The sequence below is a fragment of the Pseudomonas pergaminensis genome (assembly GCF_024112395.2).
GTDB classification, from domain to species: domain Bacteria; phylum Pseudomonadota; class Gammaproteobacteria; order Pseudomonadales; family Pseudomonadaceae; genus Aquipseudomonas; species Aquipseudomonas pergaminensis.
Genome location: NZ_CP078013.2, coordinates 912,087 through 931,306 on the forward strand (window position 1 = coordinate 912,087; position 19,220 = coordinate 931,306).

Below are 19,220 nucleotides of genomic sequence, written 5' to 3' on the forward strand. Positions count from 1 at the left end.
TATTGGCTGAGCAACGCATCGGCCAGAACACGGAAGTCACTTTGCATTTCGCATTGCGCCTGGAGAATGGCGACACGGTCGACAGCACGTTCGACAAGGCACCGGCCACCTTCAAGGTCGGTGATGGCAACCTGCTGCCGGGTTTCGAGGCGGCCCTGTTCGGCTTCAAGGCTGGCGACAAGCGTACCCTGCAGATCCTGCCGGAAAACGCCTTTGGCCAACCCAACCCGCAAAACGTGCAGATCATCCCGCGTTCGCAGTTCCAGGACATGGACCTGTCGGAAGGCTTGTTGGTGATCTTCAACGATGCGGCGAATACCGAACTGCCCGGCGTGGTGAAAACCTTCGATGACGCGCAAGTGACCATCGACTTCAACCACCCGTTGGCCGGTAAAACCTTGACGTTCGACGTTGAAATCATCAGCGTTAAAGCGATCTAACTGACAAAACCGGCGCCTGCGGGCGCTGGCTTGTGTGGGAGCTGGCTGCCTGCGATAGCATCACCCTGGTGTACCTGATACACCGAGGTGCCTGCATCGCAGGCAAGCCAGTTCCCACAAGATCCAATTTCTTGCCGAGCAAGACACGAGGCACAGCATGCAAATCAAACTCGCCAACCCCCGTGGCTTCTGCGCCGGTGTGGACCGGGCGATCGAAATCGTCAACCGCGCCTTGGAGGTCTTCGGGCCGCCGATCTATGTGCGCCATGAAGTCGTCCACAACAAATTTGTGGTCGAAGACCTGCGCGCACGCGGTGCCATCTTTGTCGAAGAGCTGGACCAAGTGCCGGACGACGTCATCGTCATCTTCAGTGCCCACGGTGTCTCCCAGGCAGTGCGCACCGAAGCGGCAGGCCGTGGCCTGAAAGTGTTCGATGCTACCTGCCCGCTGGTTACCAAGGTTCACATCGAAGTCGCGCGCTACAGCCGTGACGGACGCGAGTGCATCCTCATCGGCCATGCCGGTCACCCGGAAGTCGAAGGCACCATGGGGCAGTACGACGCCAGCAATGGTGGGGCGATCTATCTGGTGGAGGACGAAAAAGACGTCGCCAACCTGCAGGTGCAGAACCCCGAACGCCTGGCATTCGTGACCCAGACCACCTTGTCCATGGACGACACCAGTCGCGTGATCGACGCGCTGCGCAGCCGCTTCCCGGCCATTGGTGGGCCGCGCAAGGACGACATCTGCTACGCCACCCAGAACCGGCAGGACGCGGTCAAGCAATTGGCCGATGAATGCGATGTGGTGCTGGTTGTCGGCAGCCCCAACAGCTCCAACTCCAACCGCCTGCGTGAGCTGGCTGAGCGCATGGCCACACCGGCGTACCTGATCGACGGCGCCGAAGATATGCAGCGCAGTTGGTTCGATGGCGTCGAGCGCATTGGCATCACGGCCGGTGCTTCGGCCCCGGAAGTGCTGGTACGTGGGGTTATCCAGCAACTGCACGCCTGGGGCGCTACCGGTGCCGATGAGCTGGCAGGTCGCGAGGAAAACATCACGTTTTCCATGCCCAAGGAATTGCGCGTTCGCTCGTTGCTCTGAGTGTCGGGTTGCCGGACCCACTCCGGCACAACGCCTGCTCGGCACTGTCGCTGCGCAGGCTGATGCGCCCGCTGGGCGCCAGCACGATCTGATGCAGGCTCTCTGCCTGATCTCTGGCACACACATGCACGGTGCCGGCACGGAAACCTCCCCCTGAAAATATCGGCTCGCCCAGCCCGCTGAAACGCACCTGGCTCTTGAGCGGCCCATTGCCCACGATCAAGTCATGGCCACTGTCCTGGTGAGTCAGCAATACGGGGTTGTCGTCGTCCAGGTGGCCGCGTCCGCTGGCATCCACGATGACGCGCCAGCCCAGGCTCCAATCATCGTTCAATGCGTGAATGACCACCGCTCGATTGCGTGCAATGGCTTCGGTGCGTGCGTAGCGCAGGCCTGCCGCCAATGTTTGTGCCGCGCTGTGGCGTTGCTGTGAGTCCAGCAGGCTCTTGAAGCTCGGCACTGCCAGGATCGCCAGAATGCTGCTCAGGGTCAGTCCGAGCAGCAATTCGATCAGGGTAAAACCGCGTTGGTGCATGTGCCATTCCTCCGTGGATAGGGGTGTCGTCCTAGGTATAGCGTCCAGGCTGAGGCGCTGGATGATGGCCTTTATGTCCAAAGTATTTCCCTTTGTTCCCGGAGCAGCACGGGTGAAAAACCGGCGCTAGTCTTGAGCCGCACAGCAGGTTCTGCCTGCTCTTTTTCGGACTTCGACATGGATGGCGACGGTAATGCTTGCCTGCACGAATACCTGTATTTCTCCTGTTTTATCCCCACGCCAGACCGGAATGACGCTGATCGAAGTGCTTGTCGCCGTGCTGATCCTTGCCATTGGCCTGCTGGGTGCGGCAGTGATCCAACTCAACGCGCTCAAGTACACCGACAGCTCAAGGATGACCAGCCAGGCCAGCTTCATTGCCTACGACATGCTCGACCGGATCCGCGCCAATTCTGGCGCCGACTACGCCTGGGGTCGGGGAGAGCGTGCTCATGCCAGTGGCGCTACTGGCAGCGTGCGCGATCTGGACCTGCATGATTTCGAGGCCAATATCCTCGGCTTTGCCGGGGAGGGCGCCAAAGGCTCGGTGTCGATCAGCGGCAGTGAGGTAACGGTCAGTATCAGCTGGGATGACAACCGGGGGACCAACACGCCAGGTGCCCGGGAAACCTTCACCCTGACCAGCCGTATCAGCGATGAGTCGGGGGTGGCGCAATGAGGCGTCTTGCTCGCGGTTTCAGTCTGGTGGAGTTACTGCTGGCGTTGGCCATGGGCTTGGTGCTGGTGCTTGGGGGCAGCCAGGTGGTGATTGATTCCAGAGCTACCCACGCCAGCCAGCAGGCAGCCATGTCGCTGCAGGATGATGCGCGGTTCGTACTGGGCAAAATCATTCAGGACATCCGCCAGGCGGGCATGTTTGGTTGTTTGGCCACAGGCTTTATCGAGAATGCGCCACCGGCCTTTGATCGGCCCGTCAGTTGGGATGGTGGGGCGGGCGCCAAGTCGCTGACGTTGGTGACTGCAGATGCCGGTAATGAAAGCGGCAAGCCTGATTGGACCGTATTGTCCGATTGCACGGGTAGCGCCCAGGCTTACATTGGAAACTCCCCTGCGCCTGCTCCGGGCGAGATCCGTTTTGCATTGCGCCAAGTGACCTACACCTTCGAAGCGGGCCAGCTTAAAGTCAGCACCCCTGCAGCACCCGCCAAGGCCGTGCTGGTGGATAACGTGCAGGCGTTCGAGCTTGGCTTTGGCCTTGCCGCCAAGCCCGCATCACTGCAGGTCGTGCGTTACGACGCCGCGCCAGCCGACGCCTCCCTGATACGCAGCGTGCGTATCCAGATGACGCTGCAAGACCCTTCTGGCCGGGTAAAAGCTCAAACCTACAGCGTCGTGGCGGCGTTGCGAAACCAGCTGGGGTAGGGCGGCCATGGTGCTTAGCGAGAGTAATCGTTTAAGGCAGGCGGGCATGGTGCTGCTGATCAGCCTGGTGTTCCTGTTGCTGGTGTCGCTGGTCGGCTTGTCCTCGATGCAAGGTGCACTCATCCAGCAAAAGATCGCCGGCAGCGTCTGGCAGCGCAATCAATCGCTGCAGCGTGCTGAAAGTGGCTTGAGGCTCGGGGAGGCGGCGGTACAGCGGTCATTTACGACGCTGCCGTTGTGTCAATCGATTACCCGATGTGCGCCGCCGGAGGCTGCATTTTCAGTGTCCGGGCCCGGCGCGGACCCTGTTTCAGGCGTTAGCTGGGTGGCGCTGAAAGGCGGTGTATACGGCCTTCAATCCCTTGGGCCGGCGGTCGGGGTGGCGCATTTACCGCCGCACATGCCGGCTTCGGTGTATCGAGTGACGGCTGTTGGCCTCAGCGGCCAATTGCGCACGGTGCTGGAGAGCGTCTATGCGCGAGTAGAGGAGCAGGGCGGCTCGCGTTTTCGGCGAGTGGCGTGGCGGCAACTTCAATAAGGAGCACTGCAATGGGCATGGACAGCCAGGGGTTTACCTTGATCGAGTTACTGATCGCGGTTGCGATCATTTCGGTGTTGGCGGGGATTGCTTACCCCGGATACACCGGCCATATGAAAAAAGTATATCGCGCTGAAGTCGTGGCGCTGTTGACCGGGCAGGCTCAGCATCTGGAGCGCTTTTATGCGAGGAACGGTACTTTTATTGATGCAAGCGGCGTCAGTGCGGGCAATGATCGCTATAGAATCAGCGCTGCGTTGAACCCTCAGGATTTCCAGTTGGTGGCGACGCCTGCTATCGGCTCGATGATGGCTGGTGACCCTTGCGGTGATTTCGTCCTGACCAGCGCCGGCACGCGCAGCAACCCCGGTGCAATACCAGAAATGTCGCGCAAGCTGTGCTGGGGGCAATGATGAGGGGGCTGGACGACTGGGCGCCGGGCGCGCTTGTTCCTATTTATCGGCTGGATCAAATGATGGCAGAGCAACAGCAGGTAGTGATTGTCGGTGGCGGTGTCATCGGCTTGTTGACGGCGTTCAACCTGGCGACCAAAGGGCAAGCGGTGGTGCTATTGGAGCGCGCGGGGTTGGGGCAGGAATCTTCCTGGGCGGGCGGCGGCATTGTCTCGCCCCTCTATCCGTGGCGCTACAGCCCGGCAGTCACGGCGCTCGCCCATTGGTCCCAGGATTTTTATCCACAGTTGGCGGAGCGTCTGTTTGCTGCGACGGGCGTCGATCCGGAGGTTCACACCACAGGCCTGTACTGGCTGGACCTGGAGGATGAGGCCGAAGCCCTGGCGTGGGCCGCACGTGAGGGCCGCCCATTGAGCAAAGTCGACGTGTCGGCCGCCCATGACGCCGTTCCGGTGCTGGGCGGCGGGTACTCCCAGGCGATCTACATGGCCAACGTCGCCAATGTGCGCAACCCACGCTTGGTCAAATCCCTCAAGGCCGCACTGCTGGCGCTGCCTGGCGTAACCCTTCATGAGAAATGCGAAGTGACCGGGTTTGTTCTGGATGCTGGCAATGTCGTGGGCGTAAACACGGCTGATGGCCCGATCTTCGGCGATCAGGTTGTATTGGCGGCGGGCGCCTGGAGTGGTGAGTTGCTCGGCACATTAGGCCTGTCATTGCCGGTGGAGCCGGTCAAGGGCCAGATGATTTTGTACAAGTGCGCCTCGGACTTCCTGTCGAGCATGGTGCTGGCCAAGGGGCGCTATGCGATCCCGCGGCGTGACGGGCACATCCTGATCGGCAGTACCCTGGAGCACGAAGGTTTCGACAAGACCCCGACCCAGAACGCACTGGAAAGCCTCAAGGCATCAGCGGTGGAGCTGATTCCCGCCCTGGCGGACGCTGAAGTGGTGGGGCACTGGGCCGGACTGCGCCCCGGGTCTCCGGAAGGCATTCCGTATATCGGCCAAGTGCCAGGCTTCAAGGGCTTGTGGCTCAACTGCGGGCATTACCGCAATGGCCTGGTGCTTGCGCCAGCCTCCTGCCAGTTGTTTACCGATTTACTGCTGGCACGTGCGCCGATCATCGACCCGGCGCCGTATGCACCCGAAGGTCGGATCAACGCTGGATAGACTTCGGCCCCTGCTCCAGATGGGCCTGGGTGCAATACCACTCTTGGCGCGAGCTTAGGGCGCGATCCTGCGGCAAGTGCACGCCGCAGTGGGCGCAGCGCACCATCAGGGCCGCGCCAGGCTCACTGGAGCGTTGCTGTTTGGCGGCCGGGCTTTTGAATTTGCGCCAGAACCATACTGCGGCGGCAATGACGGCAATCCAGAACAATAGACGAAGCATGATGGGCAGTTTCTCGACAGGGAATGCGCCAGTTTAGCCAAGGACGTGCCAGGCGCACAGCGCAATGATACCGCCCACAAAAAAGGAGCCTCGAAAGGCTCCTTTTTGATGACGCTGGTGCGATCAGTCGAACACACCAAAGGTCATGTAGCTGAACCACGAGCGATCCTGGTTGTTGCCCAAGGCCTGCGGTTCTTCCTCTTCGATCACGTCGCCGTTCTCGTCGTGGGGCTTGAGCTCCGAAGGAATGGCATCCTTGGCGTCCTGGTACTGCTTGATCACGTCCTGGTTGGCACGGGTTTCGCCCGGCGGCAGCGGTGGACGGGACTCGATCAGGCCCAGGGTGTACTTGCTCAGCCACGAACGGTTGTCGGCTTCGTCAACCTGAGGCACGAACTGGCCGTCTTTCAGGCTTGGGTGGTCCGGGTAGTTGAGCTTGAGGGTTTCCAGGCTGGTGCTGGCCAGCTCGTCCAGGTGCAGACGCTGGTAAGCCTCGGTCATCACCGCCAGGCCGTCACCCACGGATGGGGTTTCCTGGAAGTTCTCAACCACATAACGGCCACGGTTGGCGGCCGCTACGTAAGCCTGACGGGTCAGGTAGTAGTGGGCCACGTGGATCTCGTAGGACGCCAGCAGGTTGCGCAGGTAGATCATGCGCTGCTTGGCGTCCGGCGCGTAGCGGCTGTTGGGGTAGCGGCTGGTCAGCTGGGCGAACTCGTTGTAGGAGTCGCGGGCGGCACCTGGGTCACGCTTGGTCATGTCCAGCGGCAGGAAGCGCGCCAGCAGGCCGACGTCCTGGTCGAACGAGGTCAGGCCCTTCATGTAGTAGGCGTAGTCCACGTTCGGGTGCTGCGGGTGCAGGCGGATGAAACGCTCGGCGGCGGACTTGGCAGCTTCCGGCTCGGCGTTCTTGTAGTTGGCGTAAATCAGCTCGAGCTGGGCCTGGTCGGCGTAGCGCCCGAACGGATAGCGCGACTCCAGTGCCTTCAGCTTCGCTGTGGCGCTGGTGTAGCTATTATTGTCCAAGTCTTTCTGAGCCAGTTGATACAACTCGACTTCGCTCAGGTTTTCGTCGACGACTTCCTTTGTTGACGAGCAAGCAGCAGTCATGGCGAGGATGGCGATCAGCAGCAGGTGTTTCACTTGCATGGCGGCTTGCGTCCCTATGACGGCCGCTGTCTTGGGCGGGGCCGTCCTGTTATGATGAGCGCCCCGTTGAAAGCCTCGGGGCAAAAGACGCCGTATTTAACCACAAGCGCGCAGCCGAAACCAAAGGCTGTGCCACGCCTAGTCTGAGCATGTCCGATAAAATTGAACTTCGCGCAGAGGTGCCGTCCGAATTGGGCGGCCAACGCCTCGATCAAGTCGCCGCACAATTATTCGCTGAGCACTCGCGCTCGCGCCTTTCCGCCTGGATCAAAGACGGCCGCCTGACTGTGGATGGAGCGGTTATCCGCCCGCGAGACATAGTCCATGGCGGTGCGATTCTTGAGCTGACTGCCGAGCAGGAAGCCCAGGGAGAATGGGTTGCCCAGGACATCGAGCTGGATATCGTCTATGAAGACGACGACATCCTGGTCATCAACAAACCCGCGGGCCTGGTGGTTCACCCGGCAGCCGGGCACGCTGATGGCACCTTGCTCAATGCCCTGTTGCATCACGTGCCGGACATCATCAACGTCCCGCGCTGCGGCATCGTGCACCGTCTGGACAAGGACACCACCGGCTTGATGGTGGTGGCCAAGACCATTCAGGCGCAGACGCAGCTGGTCACACAATTGCAAAGCCGCAGCGTCAGCCGGATCTACGAGTGCATCGTGATCGGCGTAGTCGTGGCCGGTGGCAAGATCAACGCGCCGATCGGTCGTCACGGCCAGCAGCGCCAGCGTATGGCGGTGATGGAAGGCGGCAAGCAGGCCGTGAGCCACTACCGTGTACTCGAGCGTTTCCGCTCCCACACCCACGTGCGGGTCAAGCTGGAAACCGGGCGTACCCACCAGATTCGCGTGCACATGGCGCACATCAACTTCCCGTTGGTCGGAGATCCGGCCTACGGCGGTCGCTTCCGTATTCCGCCGGCGGCCAGTGCAACCATGGTTGATTCACTGAAAAACTTCCCGCGCCAGGCACTGCATGCACGTTTCCTGGAACTGGATCATCCGACGAGCGGTAAGCGGATGAGCTGGGAATCGCCTCTGCCGGACGACCTGGTCTGGTTGTTGTCGCTGCTCAAGCAGGATCGCGAGGCGTTTGTCGGGTGAATGACTGGCTGATTCCTGACTGGCCCGCGCCGGCTCAGGTGAAGGCCTGTGTCACCACCCGTGCGGGCGGCGTCAGCCTGGCGCCGTTCGACAGCCTCAATTTGGGTGATCATGTCGAGGACCGCCTGGAGGCCGTGCTCGAAAATCGTCGCCGCCTGACCACGGCCTTCGATATCCAGCCAGCCTGGCTGCGCCAGGTCCATGGCGTGACCGTGGTCGAGGCCGACCCTGGCCGCACTGCCGAAGCCGATGGCAGCTGGACCAGCACCCCAGGCATCGCCTGCACATCCATGACTGCCGATTGCCTGCCCGCGTTGTTCTGCAACCGTGCAGGCACACGCGTGGCGGCGGCCCATGCCGGTTGGCGTGGCCTGGCGGCGGGCGTGTTGGAGGCGACTCTAGAAAGCCTCGACGCCGACGCTGGCGACGTGTTGGTGTGGCTCGGTCCGGCGATTGGCCCGCAAGCCTTTGAAGTCGGCCCGGAAGTGCGTGAAGTCTTCATGCAGCAACTGCCGACCACCGTCGAAGCCTTTGTACCGAGTCGCAATCCGGGCAAGTTCATGGCTGACATCTATAAGCTCGCGCGCCTGCGCCTGGCTGCGTGCGGTGTGACTGCCGTGTATGGCGGCGGTTTCTGCACGGTGACCGACCCGCGCTTCTTTTCCTACCGGCGCAGCCCCCGCACCGGACGTTTTGCCTCCCTTATCTGGCTCGAGCGCTAGACTCTCCTGACCTGGGTCAACACTGACGCACATCAAGCATCTGTCGCTTGAATCTTCCAGAATCCACCCCATCTATAGGGGTATCTGGCAGGTTTCTTCATTCAGGATGTGTTTACTAGCTCCGGCCTGCTCAAAAGGAAGGTGACTAATGCGTATTGATCGTTTAACCAGCAAATTACAGTTGGCACTGTCTGACTCTCAATCTTTGGCGGTGGGTCTCGACCACCCGGCCATCGAGCCTGCGCACTTGATGCAGGCGCTGCTGGAACAGCAAGGTGGTTCAATCAAGCCCTTGCTGATGCAGGTGGGCTTCGACGTCAACAGCCTGCGCAAGGAGTTGAGCAAAGAGCTCGACCAATTGCCGAAAATCCAAAACCCAACCGGCGACGTGAACATGTCGCAGGACTTGGCGCGTCTGCTTAACCAGGCCGATCGCCTGGCCCAACAGAAGGGTGACCAGTTCATCTCCAGCGAACTGGTGCTGCTCGCCGCCATGGACGAGAACAGCAAGCTCGGCAAGTTGTTGCTGGGCCAGGGCGTGAGCAAGAAAGCCCTGGAAAATGCCATCAACAACCTGCGTGGCGGCGACGCGGTGAACGACCCCAACCATGAGGAGTCGCGCCAGGCCCTGGATAAATACACCGTCGACCTGACCAAGCGTGCCGAAGAGGGCAAGCTTGACCCGGTGATCGGCCGTGACGATGAAATCCGTCGCACCATCCAGGTACTGCAACGTCGCACCAAGAACAACCCGGTACTGATCGGCGAACCTGGTGTGGGTAAAACCGCGATCGCCGAAGGCCTGGCCCAGCGCATCATCAATGGTGAAGTGCCGGATGGCCTTAAAGGCAAGCGTCTGCTGTCCCTGGACATGGGGTCGTTGATCGCCGGCGCCAAGTTCCGCGGCGAGTTCGAAGAACGCCTGAAATCCCTGCTCAATGAACTGTCGAAGCAGGAAGGGCAGATCATTCTGTTTATCGACGAGCTGCACACCATGGTCGGCGCCGGTAAAGGCGAAGGCTCGATGGACGCCGGTAACATGCTCAAGCCTGCCCTGGCGCGGGGTGAGTTGCACTGCGTCGGTGCTACTACGCTCAACGAATACCGCCAGTACATTGAAAAGGACGCGGCCCTTGAGCGTCGCTTCCAGAAAGTGCTGGTGGAAGAGCCGAGCGAAGAAGACACCATCGCGATCCTGCGTGGCTTGAAAGAGCGTTATGAGGTCCACCACAAGGTGGCGATCACCGACGGCGCGATCATTGCGGCGGCTAAATTGAGCCATCGCTATATCACTGACCGTCAATTGCCCGACAAGGCCATCGACTTGATCGACGAAGCGGCCAGCCGTATCCGCATGGAAATCGACTCCAAGCCGGAAGTGCTCGACCGTCTGGATCGGCGCCTGATCCAACTGAAAGTCGAGTCCCAGGCCCTGAAGAAAGAAGAAGACGACGCGGCGAAGAAACGCCTGGAAAAACTCCAGGAAGAAATCGTCCGCCTGGAACGTGAGTATTCGGACCTGGAAGAAATCTGGACCTCGGAAAAAGCCGAAGTGCAGGGCTCGGCCCAGATCCAGCAAAAGATCGAGCAGTCGCGCCAGGAACTCGAAGCTGCCCGCCGTAAAGGCGACCTGAACCGCATGGCTGAGTTGCAGTACGGGGTGATCCCGGACCTGGAACGCAGCCTGCAGATGGTCGACCAGCATGGCAAGCCTGAGAACCAGTTGCTGCGCAGCAAGGTGACGGAGGAAGAAATTGCCGAAGTCGTCTCTAAATGGACCGGCATTCCCGTGTCGAAAATGCTTGAAGGCGAACGCGACAAGCTGCTGAAGATGGAACACCTGCTGCATCAGCGTGTGATCGGTCAGGAAGAGGCCGTGGTGGCCGTCTCCAACGCGGTACGGCGTTCGCGGGCCGGGTTGTCCGATCCGAACCGTCCGAGTGGCTCGTTCATGTTCCTCGGCCCGACCGGTGTGGGTAAGACCGAGCTGTGCAAGGCTTTGGCCGAGTTCCTCTTTGATACTGAAGAGGCCATGGTGCGGATTGATATGTCCGAATTCATGGAGAAACATTCGGTGGCTCGCTTGATCGGTGCGCCACCAGGCTATGTGGGCTACGAGGAAGGCGGTTACCTGACCGAAGCCGTGCGGCGTAAGCCTTACTCGGTGATCCTGCTGGATGAGGTCGAGAAGGCGCACCCGGATGTGTTCAACATCCTGTTGCAAGTGCTAGAGGACGGCCGCCTGACCGACAGCCATGGGCGTACCGTGGATTTCCGCAATACGGTGATCGTGATGACCTCCAACCTGGGCTCGGCGCAGATCCAGGAGCTGGTGGGGGATCGTGAAGCCCAGCGTGCGGCGGTGATGGATGCACTGACCTCGCATTTCCGCCCGGAATTCATCAACCGGGTCGACGAAGTGGTGATCTTCGAGCCGTTGGCGCGGGATCAGATCGCGGGCATTACCGAGATCCAGTTGGGTCGTCTGCGTGGCCGCCTGACCGAGCGTGAGCTGTCGCTGGAGCTGAGCCGCGAGGCGTTGGACAAGCTGATCGCTGTGGGTTACGACCCGGTGTATGGCGCACGGCCGTTGAAACGTGCGATCCAGCGCTGGATCGAGAACCCGCTGGCCCAGTTGATCCTGTCGGGCAGCTTCATGCCTGGCACCAGCGTGACAGCGACGGTGGAAAACGACGAAATCGTCTTCCACTGAGCCCTGGCAGCAGGGTGACAAGAGAAGGCCCCGCATTGCGGGGCCTTTTTTTTCGATAGGGCGTTGAACTGTAAGGCAAAGGCTTGTAAAGTGCGCCCCGCAGCAACGTCAGCCCACGGGTTTCTTCTCCCCAAGAAGAAATCAGAAACAAGCGCAAATCATTGTCTTAAAAGCAATTTAAAGGGTTGACAGGGGTTTTTAAGATTGTAGAATAGCGCGCCTCAGAGACATGAACGTAGCGATACGGGCAAGTCGAAGAGAAGGTAGTAAGCAACAACGTAGTACTTTGAAATATGTAGTTCCGTGATAGCTCAGTCGGTAGAGCAAATGACTGTTAATCATTGGGTCCCAGGTTCGAGTCCTGGTCACGGAGCCAATTTCAATATCGGGGTATAGCGCAGTCCGGTAGCGCGCCTGCTTTGGGAGCAGGATGTCGGGAGTTCGAATCCCCCTACCCCGACCATATTTGGGTCGTTAGCTCAGTTGGTAGAGCAGTTGGCTTTTAACCAATTGGTCGTAGGTTCGAATCCCACACGACCCACCATTTTTGAGACCAGTTAACGCTGGAATCGAATCTTAAGATCAGAGGCCAAAAGCGCTGATCGAAGAAGGCGACTGAAAGGTCGCCTTTTTTTTACCGGGGTATAGCGCAGTCCGGTAGCGCGCCTGCTTTGGGAGCAGGATGTCAGGAGTTCGAATCCCCTTACCCCGACCATATTAAAAATCCTCGTATCGAAAGATACGGGGATTTTTTTTGTGCACGCAAATCTGACTCACCGCAAAACGAATGTGGGAGCGGGCTTGCTCGCGAAAGCGGTAGATGTACTGACTGATACACCGCTTTCGCGAGCAAGCCCGCTCCCACATTGACCAAGTCCCATCCGGGACCGTGTTGTTAGTGCAGTTTGAGGCGCGGCTCGGTGCCGCGCCCGATCTTGCTCCCCAGCATCAGCATCGCCGTGCGGAAGACCCCATACAGCGCCATCTGGTGCATGCGGTACAGCGACACGTAGAACATTCGCGCCAGCCAACCTTCCAGCATCACGCTGCCGGTGAGGTTGCCCATCAAGTTACCCACCGCCGAGAACCGCGACAGCGAGATCAACGAGCCGTAGTCGGTGTACTTGTAGGTCGGCAGGTCCTTGCCCTCGATGCGCAGCTTCAGCGACTTGGCCAGCAACGATGCCTGCTGGTGAGCCGCCTGGGCACGTGGCGGCACGTTGCGATCAGTGCCCGGTTGCGGACAGGCGGCACAATCGCCAAACGCGAAGATGTTTTCGTCGCGGGTGGTTTGCAGTGTTGGCAATACCTGCAGCTGATTGATGCGGTTGGTTTCCAGGCCATCGATATCCTTGAGGAAACCTGGCGCGCGAATGCCGGCCGCCCACACCTTGAGACTGGCGGGGATGACCTGGCCGCTGCTGGTGATCAGCGCATCGGCAGTCACTTCGCTGACCGCCGAATTGGTCAGTACCGTCACACCGAGCTTTTCCAGGGTTTTATGCACCGGCACGCCGATACGCTCCGGCAGGGCAGGCAGTACCCGTGGGCCGGCTTCGATCAGGGTGATGTGCATGTTTTCCGGCTTGATGCGGTCCAGGCCGTAAGCGGCCAACTCGTGGGCGGCGTTATGCAGTTCGGCGGCCAGTTCGACCCCAGTGGCACCCGCGCCGACGATGGCAACGCTGATTTTTTCCACCACATCGGTCTGCCCGGCATGGGCGCGCAAGTAGTGATTGAGCAACTGCTGGTGAAAGCGCTCGGCCTGCTTGCGGGTGTCGAGGAACAGGCAGTGCTGCGCGGCGCCTTCGGTGCCGAAGTCATTGGTGGTGCTGCCGACCGCAATCACCAGGCTGTCATAGCCCAGCACGCGCGCCGGCACCAGTTCACGGCCTTCTTCGTCGAGGGTGGCGGCCAGCTGGATCTTCTTCTGTTCACGGTCGAGCCCGCTCATGCGCCCCAGTTGGAACTCGAAGTGGTTCCATTTGGCCTGGGCGACATAATTGAGTTCATCTTCCGAGGAGTTCAGCGAGCCGGCTGCCACTTCGTGCAGCAGGGGCTTCCAGATATGGGTCAGGTTGGCGTCCACCAGCGTGATGCTGGCGGTGCCGCGCTTGCCCAGAGTCTTACCCAGGCGGGTAGCCAACTCCAGGCCGCCGGCGCCGCCGCCGACGATAATAATACGATGGGTCATGGGGATATCTCGCAAGGCTAAAAGAAATCGGAGCAGTTACCCCCGCGAGCGCCAGGCAGCTCATAGCGTCAGGTAACTCAAAAGTCGGCTCAGCAAGCCGAGACCGATCACCACTACCAGCACCACACCAAGGAGCAGCCACGGCCGGAAAGGCTTGCGCTCGACTCGGTTCTGGGAGAGTTGCAGGTACTCTTCGACATGCTGTTGGTCATCGGGGTTCAGGCGGCTGGTCATAAAGGCCTCGTCAGGTAGACGTTGCAAAAGGGCGCCACGTTACAGTCCGGGGGCTCAGAGGCTGATGCCCACGTCGAACACTATGCTGCGGCCCAAGTTGTTGCGCAAGAAATCCGGTGCATCCGGGTGGGCGAACAACACCCGTGCAAAGGTCGGCCCCACCAGCGACAGCGAGCGCCAGCCCTGGCGCAGGTATTCCGTCGGCGGCGGAAAATGGCTGTTGAGGTCAAGCACCTCACGCTTGAGGCTGGTGAAGGCAACGATATCCAGCTCCCCCAGGTCCATCCCGCGTTCTTTGTAGTTATGCGCCTTCTTGCGCAGCGTGGGCGCCAGGCGCAGTAAAAACTCATGGGCCGGGATGCGTCGCGGCTTGGCTTCGCGCCGCACCAATTGGCTCAGGGAGAAGGCGCTGCGTCGGCGCAGCAACTCGTCGCGCCATTCGTCATTCAGGCGACGGCCCTCGTCCAGCACAAAAAACACCTCGAAACTGGCATCGCGAAACAGCACGTCCGGTGGCTCTTGCCCGGCGGCGTGGAATTCCTCGGCACGGTAAGGCACATTCAAGCCTTGCAGCAGGCGCTGGCAGACCCAACGCTCACGCTCCCATTTGCGGGCATTGGACAAGAATGCGTTGGCTTGTTCGGCCGCTACGGTGAGCAGGCGCAAGTAATCTGAGTCATCCATAGCTAGCAGCTTAGCGCCCAAATGATGACCGCAGGAAGTACCCCTGTGAAACGTCGGTGTAGACTGATCATCCGAGCAATATTCGACCCTGGGGAGTGCTGCCGTGATCAGTGCCGCCATGTTGGCGCCGACAACAATGGGCATCGGGTGGCTGCTGTATGCGCCCGTGGTGGTGTGGGCGATCCTGCGTTCACCTTGGGTCGAACTGTTTGCCGACCGGCGGCGTCAGCATCTGCTGTTCGGCACCGTGTTCGCGTTGTTCATGCTGTGGCTGGTACGGCGGGATTTCGATACAGGTGTTTCCTACCACTTCATCGGCATGACTGCCGTGACCCTGTTGCTGGATTGGCCCCTCGCAATTGTCGGCGGCTTTGTCGCCCAGTTGGGTTTGATGGCGCTGGGTCGCCAGGACCTCGCAGCCCTGGGCGTCAACGGCCTGTTGCTGATCGGGTTGCCTGTGCTGATCACCGAAACCTGCGCGTTGCTGGTCGAGCGCGCGCAACCGCGCAATCCCTTTGTGTATATCTTCTGTTCCGGTTTTTTTGCTGCCGCGCTGTCGGCGCTGCTGTGCCTGCTATTTGGGCTGGGGCTGCTGTGGTTCGACGGCCGTTTCGCCATGCCGGAATGGCTGGAGGATTTTATCGGCTACCTATGGCTGATCATCTTTCCCGAAGCCTTTATCAACGGCATGGTCATCAGCGCACTGGTGGTGTTTTGCCCGGAATGGCTGGAGACTTTCAACCGCACGCGCTACTTGTCGGCACCCTGGAAGGACGACGATTCACAGCGTTGACCCAGATCAAATCCTGGCCGGCCGAGCAGGCCCATGCTCTGCCAAATTTTTCCAGGCAAGGCGGGGAGCACGGATCATGAGTGTGTACGAGTGGGCACGGCAGGAGTTGCGCAGAAGCCAGGACGCGGCACAGGAAATCGGTTTTGACCCGGGCCTGACCCTGCGTGCGATGCTCAGTGCGGTGGTGCAACAGAGCAAGGGTGTGCGCAGTTTTGAAGACCTGGCCGACGAGCTGCAATACCTTGCAGAGAACCTCGACGACCAGCAGGAATACGCCTTTATGCGCCCTTAGTGGCGCGGCGGCAGGTCTTCGGAAAACAGCTCGTCTTCGGCATCCGGGGCCACGGGGATTTTGTGTTCCTCAGCGGCCCAGGCGCCCAGGTCGATGAGCTTGCAGCGGTCCGAGCAGAACGGCCGGTTGAGGTTGGTCGCTTTCCATTCCACGGGTGCACCGCAGGTTGGGCAGTCGACGGTCAAGGGTTGGCTCATGATCGGCCTCCACGCAAAGTAAGGTAAAAGTGGTGCAGTCGCTCGACCTCGCTGTGCAGCCAGGCAAGGTCCTGGTCATTGACCAGCACGTCATCGGCATGGTTCAGGCGGTCTTCGCGGCTGGACTGGGCCTTGAGGATCGCCTGCACCTGTTGCTCGTTGATGCCGTCGCGCTGCAGGGTACGCTGAATCTGCAGCGATTGCGGCACGTCGATCACCAGGATGCGCTGGGTCATGCTGTACTGGCCGGACTCGATCAGCAGCGGCGACACCAATATCGCGTAGGGCGACTTCGCACGCGCCAGGTGGCTGCGAATCTCCTCGCCAATCAACGGGTGCAGCAAGGCTTCGAGCCAGCGGCGCTCTTCGGGTACTTCAAAGATCAGCTTGCGCAAGGCGCCGCGGTCCAGTTGACCGTTCGGCTGCAGCACGCCGGCACCGAAGTGCTCGGCGATACGTGCCAATGCCGGCCGTCCAGGCTCGACCACCCAGCGGGCGGCGTGATCGGCGTCCACCAGGTCGATGCCCAGGTCGATAAAGTGCTGGGCTGCGGCACTTTTACCGCTGCCGATGCCGCCAGTGAGGCCGAGAATCCAGGGTGTTGCAACAGAAGTGGTCATCTGAAACCGACAGACTGCAAATAGAAGTCGGTTATTTGACCACCCCAGAGCAATGCAATCCAGCCGGCAATCGCCAGATACGGACCAAACGGCATCGGTGCCGACGCTTGGGACTTGCGCAGGCGCATCAGGATCAAGCCCACGAATACTCCCACCAGCGACGACATTAACAGGGTCATTGGCAGGATTTGCCAGCCACCCCAGGCGCCGAGCAAGGCCAGCAGCTTGAAGTCGCCATGGCCCATGCCGTCCTTGCCAGTGACCAGCTTGAACAGCCAGAACACGCTCCACAGGCTCATGTAGCCGATCACCGCACCCCACAGGGCATCCGACAGTGTCGTCAGCAGGCCGAAGCCGTTGACGATCAGCCCCAGCCATAACAGCGGCATCACCAGCACATCCGGCAACAGTTGGTGGTCGGCGTCGATCAGGCTCATCGCCAACAAGCCCCAGCTCAATACCAGCACTGCGCCCGCCTGCCAGCCATAGCCGAAATGCCAGGCCACCCAGGCCGAGATCAGCGCGCACGTCAGTTCCGTGAGCGGATAACGGGCGCTGATCGCACCCTGGCAATGGGCGCAGCGACCTCGCAGAAACAGGTAGCTGAGCAGTGGGATATTTTCCCAAGGGCGTATCGGATGGTTGCACTGTGGGCAGCAGGAATTAGGCTGCATCAGGGTGTAGGTCGGGCTGGCAGGCTCAGCGGGCAAGCCGAGCACTTCGTGGGCCTGGGCGCGCCATTCCCGTTCGAGCATCTTCGGCAGGCGCCACACCAGCACGTTGAGAAAACTGCCGACGATCAGCCCCAGCACCGACGCCAGTGCAACAAAAGCCCAGGGGTGTACAGCCAATAGCTGGCTCAAAATGCGCTCCCCAGCTGGAAGACCGGCAGGTACATGGCGATCACCAATGCGCCGACAATGCCGCCCAGCACCACCATGATCAGGGGCTCCATGAGGTGGGTGAGGTTATCGACCAGGTTGTCCACATCGGCCTCGTAATGGTTGGCGACCTTTTCCAGCATGCGATCCAGCGTGCCCGACTCTTCGCCGATGGCTGTCATCTGGATCGCCATGCCGGGGAACAGGCCGCTGGCAAGCATGGATTGATTCAATGGCATGCCAGTCGCTACATCGCGTCGCATATGTTCGATTGCCTGTCTGAATGGCCCGGAACCGGCGGCACCGGCCACCGAGTCCAGCGCCTGCAGTAACGGAACGCCGGCGGCAAACGTGGTGGACAGTGTGCGGGCAAAGCGGGCCACGGCGGATTTGCTCAGCAGTTTGCCTGCCAGGGGCGCTTTCAACAAACAGCGGTCCAACCACAGACTAAATCCAGGGAGCGTCCGATAGGCATGGCGCAGCCCCATGCTTCCCGCAAGAACGCCCAACGCCAGCCCCCACCACGCTTTTTGCACGAACTCGGAAAGGGCGATGACCTGCAAGGTGAAGCCGGGCAGCGTGCCGTCCACCCCCGCAAACAGATTCTGGAACTGCGGCACGACGTGGATCAACAGCACCCCAGTGACCAGGCTGGCGACCACCAGCACGGTGATCGGATAGGTCATGGCTTTTTTGATCCTGGCCTTTAGCTGCTCGCTCTTTTCCCGGTGGATCGCCACGCGCTCCAGCAGGGTTTCAAGTGCTCCGGCCTGTTCGCCGGCGGCCACCAGGTTGCAGTACAGCGCGTCGAAATAACGAGGCTGTTTGCGCAGCGCCTCGGCAAGGCTGGTGCCGGCGGCGATCGCCTGTTTCAACCCTTGCACAAGCTCACGCACGGCGCGGTTGTCGAAGCCCTCACTGATGATATCGAAGGCCTGCAATAGAGGAATACCGGCCTTCAGCAGCGTGGCCAGTTGGCGAGTCAGCAGGGTGATGTCCGTCGATATTATCGAGGGTGCCAGGCTCGGCAGCATTGGAGATTTCTGGCGCACATGGCCTGGGCTGATGCCCTGCTTGCGCAATTGGGCCTTCACCCAGGCAGGGTTGTGCCCGGTGGTTTGCCCGGACACCCTGCGTCCTTTGCGGTTGATGCCTTCCCAGGCGTAGAGCGTTGAAGCGTTGTCCATGTCATGGTTCCGCACAGAGGTCGTCGAAGCTTTATAGCGTAGTCAGGTGACGGATTCGGACAGGCCGGCAGTGGCGGATAAAATGTCAGAATGTGCGTCTTGTGCGCGATTGACCGCCTGCGGATGAGTACACTGGCGCCGCTGCACAACACGGGGCGCAGGACGTGCCTTGTCATGAGTTCTATCCTGGAGAGTGAATGTGATTCGTCAAAAAGGTTTTACCCTGATCGAGCTGTTGATCGTCGTGGCAATCATCGGCATTTTGGCCACCATCGGCCTGCCCATGTACACCACCCACCAGGCCAAGGCCAAGTTCACTGCCGGCCTGGCTGAAATCACCGCGTTGAAGGCCGGGTACGAAGACACCCTCAACCAGGGCACTGTACCGACCCTGGCATTGATCGGCGGCACCAGCCCAACGGCCAACTGCAAGATCGATGTAGCAGGGGATGTTGCGACGGGCGCGGGCGCCATCAGTTGCGAAATACTCGACGCGCCGGCGCCGGTGCTGGGCAAGACCATCAGCCTGACGCGCAATGCCACCACCGGTTGGAAATGCACCACCACCGCTGACGCAAAATATGTCGCTAAAGGCTGCGGCGCCGACGGGGCCTGACGGCTAAACCACCCACAGGG

23 protein-coding genes and 4 tRNA genes are annotated in these 19,220 nt (G+C 60.5%); 17 read left to right on the forward strand and 10 right to left on the reverse strand.

The features are described from left to right. Window positions 1-2: 2 nt before the first annotated feature. Window positions 3-440 (forward strand): FKBP-type peptidyl-prolyl cis-trans isomerase, encoded by a 438-nt coding sequence (gene fkpB, locus KUA23_RS04075; protein WP_177111390.1) that lies wholly within the window; start codon window positions 3-5, stop codon window positions 438-440. 157 nt (window positions 441-597) lie between these two features. Beyond that, complete coding sequence (gene ispH / locus KUA23_RS04080; RefSeq protein ID WP_012722142.1) at window positions 598-1,545, forward strand: 4-hydroxy-3-methylbut-2-enyl diphosphate reductase; 948 nt, start codon at window positions 598-600, stop codon at window positions 1,543-1,545. Here ispH and KUA23_RS04085 read toward each other — a convergent pair. Next, a complete protein-coding gene (locus KUA23_RS04085; RefSeq protein WP_252993483.1) occupies window positions 1,499-2,080 on the reverse strand; it encodes a GspH/FimT family pseudopilin in 582 nt (193 codons plus the stop codon). The genes ispH and KUA23_RS04085 overlap by 47 nt on opposite strands. 193 nt (window positions 2,081-2,273) lie before the next feature. Between KUA23_RS04085 and pilV the strand changes: the two genes are divergently transcribed. From pilV to thiO, 5 genes are all read left to right on the forward strand, one after another. Then, window positions 2,274-2,759, forward strand: coding sequence for a type IV pilus modification protein PilV (gene pilV / locus KUA23_RS04090; protein ID WP_256997319.1), 486 nt, complete (start codon window positions 2,274-2,276; stop codon window positions 2,757-2,759). Then, entirely contained in the window at window positions 2,756-3,463 is a 708-nt protein-coding gene (locus KUA23_RS04095) for a PilW family protein (protein WP_078046813.1), read from the forward strand. Before pilV ends, KUA23_RS04095 begins: the two co-directional genes overlap by 4 nt. Before the next feature lie 46 nt (window positions 3,464-3,509). Beyond that, a complete protein-coding gene (locus tag KUA23_RS04100; protein WP_410896867.1) occupies window positions 3,510-4,001 on the forward strand; it encodes a PilX N-terminal domain-containing pilus assembly protein in 492 nt (163 codons plus the stop codon). Window positions 4,002-4,012: 11 nt separating this feature from the next. Next, window positions 4,013-4,414 (forward strand): type IV pilin protein, encoded by a 402-nt coding sequence (locus KUA23_RS04105; RefSeq protein WP_078046815.1) that lies wholly within the window; start codon window positions 4,013-4,015, stop codon window positions 4,412-4,414. A 62-nt stretch (window positions 4,415-4,476) separates the two neighbouring features. Next, window positions 4,477-5,586: a glycine oxidase ThiO gene (gene thiO / locus KUA23_RS04110; protein ID WP_252993485.1), complete on the forward strand. Its 1,110-nt coding sequence runs from the start codon at window positions 4,477-4,479 to the stop codon at window positions 5,584-5,586. On the opposite strand, the gene KUA23_RS04115 is transcribed toward thiO, so the two are convergent. Continuing rightward, window positions 5,573-5,806 carry a PP0621 family protein gene (locus KUA23_RS04115; protein WP_078046817.1) on the reverse strand — a complete coding sequence of 78 codons (234 nt, stop codon included), beginning with the start codon at window positions 5,804-5,806 and terminating at the stop codon, window positions 5,573-5,575. The genes thiO and KUA23_RS04115 overlap by 14 nt on opposite strands. 123 nt (window positions 5,807-5,929) lie before the next feature. After that, on the reverse strand, window positions 5,930-6,955 hold the full coding sequence (locus KUA23_RS04120; protein ID WP_078046818.1) for an outer membrane protein assembly factor BamD: 1,026 nt from the start codon (window positions 6,953-6,955) through the stop codon (window positions 5,930-5,932). Between the two features lie 149 nt (window positions 6,956-7,104). On the opposite strand from KUA23_RS04120, the gene rluD reads away from it, so the two are divergent. The 7 genes from rluD (at window position 7,105) to KUA23_RS04155 (ending at window position 12,217) form a co-directional block, all read left to right on the forward strand. Next, window positions 7,105-8,067: a 23S rRNA pseudouridine(1911/1915/1917) synthase RluD gene (gene rluD / locus KUA23_RS04125; protein ID WP_034102080.1), complete on the forward strand. Its 963-nt coding sequence runs from the start codon at window positions 7,105-7,107 to the stop codon at window positions 8,065-8,067. After that, complete coding sequence (gene pgeF / locus KUA23_RS04130; protein WP_078046819.1) at window positions 8,064-8,789, forward strand: peptidoglycan editing factor PgeF; 726 nt, start codon at window positions 8,064-8,066, stop codon at window positions 8,787-8,789. Before rluD ends, pgeF begins: the two co-directional genes overlap by 4 nt. A 148-nt stretch (window positions 8,790-8,937) precedes the next feature. Next, on the forward strand, window positions 8,938-11,502 hold the full coding sequence (clpB, locus tag KUA23_RS04135; RefSeq protein ID WP_078046820.1) for an ATP-dependent chaperone ClpB: 2,565 nt from the start codon (window positions 8,938-8,940) through the stop codon (window positions 11,500-11,502). Window positions 11,503-11,802: 300 nt separating this feature from the next. After that, window positions 11,803-11,878 (forward strand) — tRNA-Asn (locus KUA23_RS04140). Between the two features lie 10 nt (window positions 11,879-11,888). Next, window positions 11,889-11,965, forward strand: a tRNA-Pro gene (locus tag KUA23_RS04145). Between the two features lie 5 nt (window positions 11,966-11,970). Then, window positions 11,971-12,046: transfer RNA gene (locus KUA23_RS04150), tRNA-Lys, on the forward strand. A gap of 94 nt (window positions 12,047-12,140) precedes the next feature. Beyond that, window positions 12,141-12,217: transfer RNA gene (locus KUA23_RS04155), tRNA-Pro, on the forward strand. Window positions 12,218-12,397: 180 nt separating this feature from the next. Here the strand turns inward: KUA23_RS04155 and KUA23_RS04160 are convergent. The 3 genes from KUA23_RS04160 to KUA23_RS04170 are packed head-to-tail and all read right to left on the reverse strand — an operon-like array spanning window position 12,398 to window position 14,614. Next, a complete protein-coding gene (locus KUA23_RS04160) occupies window positions 12,398-13,696 on the reverse strand; it encodes an NAD(P)/FAD-dependent oxidoreductase (RefSeq protein ID WP_100491512.1) in 1,299 nt (432 codons plus the stop codon). 60 nt (window positions 13,697-13,756) lie between these two features. Continuing rightward, complete coding sequence (locus KUA23_RS04165; RefSeq protein WP_016976295.1) at window positions 13,757-13,930, reverse strand: DUF3094 family protein; 174 nt, start codon at window positions 13,928-13,930, stop codon at window positions 13,757-13,759. Between the two features lie 54 nt (window positions 13,931-13,984). Then, a complete protein-coding gene (locus KUA23_RS04170) occupies window positions 13,985-14,614 on the reverse strand; it encodes a DUF1780 domain-containing protein (protein ID WP_010213242.1) in 630 nt (209 codons plus the stop codon). Between the two features lie 103 nt (window positions 14,615-14,717). Here KUA23_RS04170 and KUA23_RS04175 point away from each other — a divergent pair, with 103 nt between their 5' ends. Further along, window positions 14,718-15,407: an energy-coupling factor ABC transporter permease gene (locus KUA23_RS04175; protein ID WP_252993486.1), complete on the forward strand. Its 690-nt coding sequence runs from the start codon at window positions 14,718-14,720 to the stop codon at window positions 15,405-15,407. Between the two features lie 76 nt (window positions 15,408-15,483). Further along, entirely contained in the window at window positions 15,484-15,699 is a 216-nt protein-coding gene (locus tag KUA23_RS04180; protein ID WP_003171680.1) for a hypothetical protein, read from the forward strand. On the opposite strand, the gene yacG is transcribed toward KUA23_RS04180, so the two are convergent. Genes yacG through KUA23_RS04200 form a run of 4 tightly spaced genes read right to left on the reverse strand, consistent with a single transcriptional unit; the run spans window position 15,696 to window position 18,584 of the window. Continuing rightward, window positions 15,696-15,896 carry a DNA gyrase inhibitor YacG gene (gene yacG / locus KUA23_RS04185; RefSeq protein ID WP_003188437.1) on the reverse strand — a complete coding sequence of 67 codons (201 nt, stop codon included), beginning with the start codon at window positions 15,894-15,896 and terminating at the stop codon, window positions 15,696-15,698. The genes KUA23_RS04180 and yacG overlap by 4 nt on opposite strands. Continuing rightward, a complete protein-coding gene (gene coaE / locus KUA23_RS04190; protein ID WP_252993487.1) occupies window positions 15,893-16,516 on the reverse strand; it encodes a dephospho-CoA kinase in 624 nt (207 codons plus the stop codon). Before coaE ends, yacG begins: the two co-directional genes overlap by 4 nt. Beyond that, window positions 16,513-17,379 carry a prepilin peptidase gene (locus KUA23_RS04195; protein WP_100491510.1) on the reverse strand — a complete coding sequence of 289 codons (867 nt, stop codon included), beginning with the start codon at window positions 17,377-17,379 and terminating at the stop codon, window positions 16,513-16,515. Before KUA23_RS04195 ends, coaE begins: the two co-directional genes overlap by 4 nt. Further along, complete coding sequence (locus tag KUA23_RS04200; RefSeq protein ID WP_252993488.1) at window positions 17,376-18,584, reverse strand: type II secretion system F family protein; 1,209 nt, start codon at window positions 18,582-18,584, stop codon at window positions 17,376-17,378. The genes KUA23_RS04195 and KUA23_RS04200 overlap by 4 nt, the downstream gene beginning before the upstream one ends. 202 nt (window positions 18,585-18,786) lie before the next feature. Between KUA23_RS04200 and KUA23_RS04205 the strand changes: the two genes are divergently transcribed. Further along, window positions 18,787-19,200 carry a pilin gene (locus KUA23_RS04205; RefSeq protein WP_078050867.1) on the forward strand — a complete coding sequence of 138 codons (414 nt, stop codon included), beginning with the start codon at window positions 18,787-18,789 and terminating at the stop codon, window positions 19,198-19,200. The last annotated feature ends 20 nt before the right edge of the window (window positions 19,201-19,220 follow it).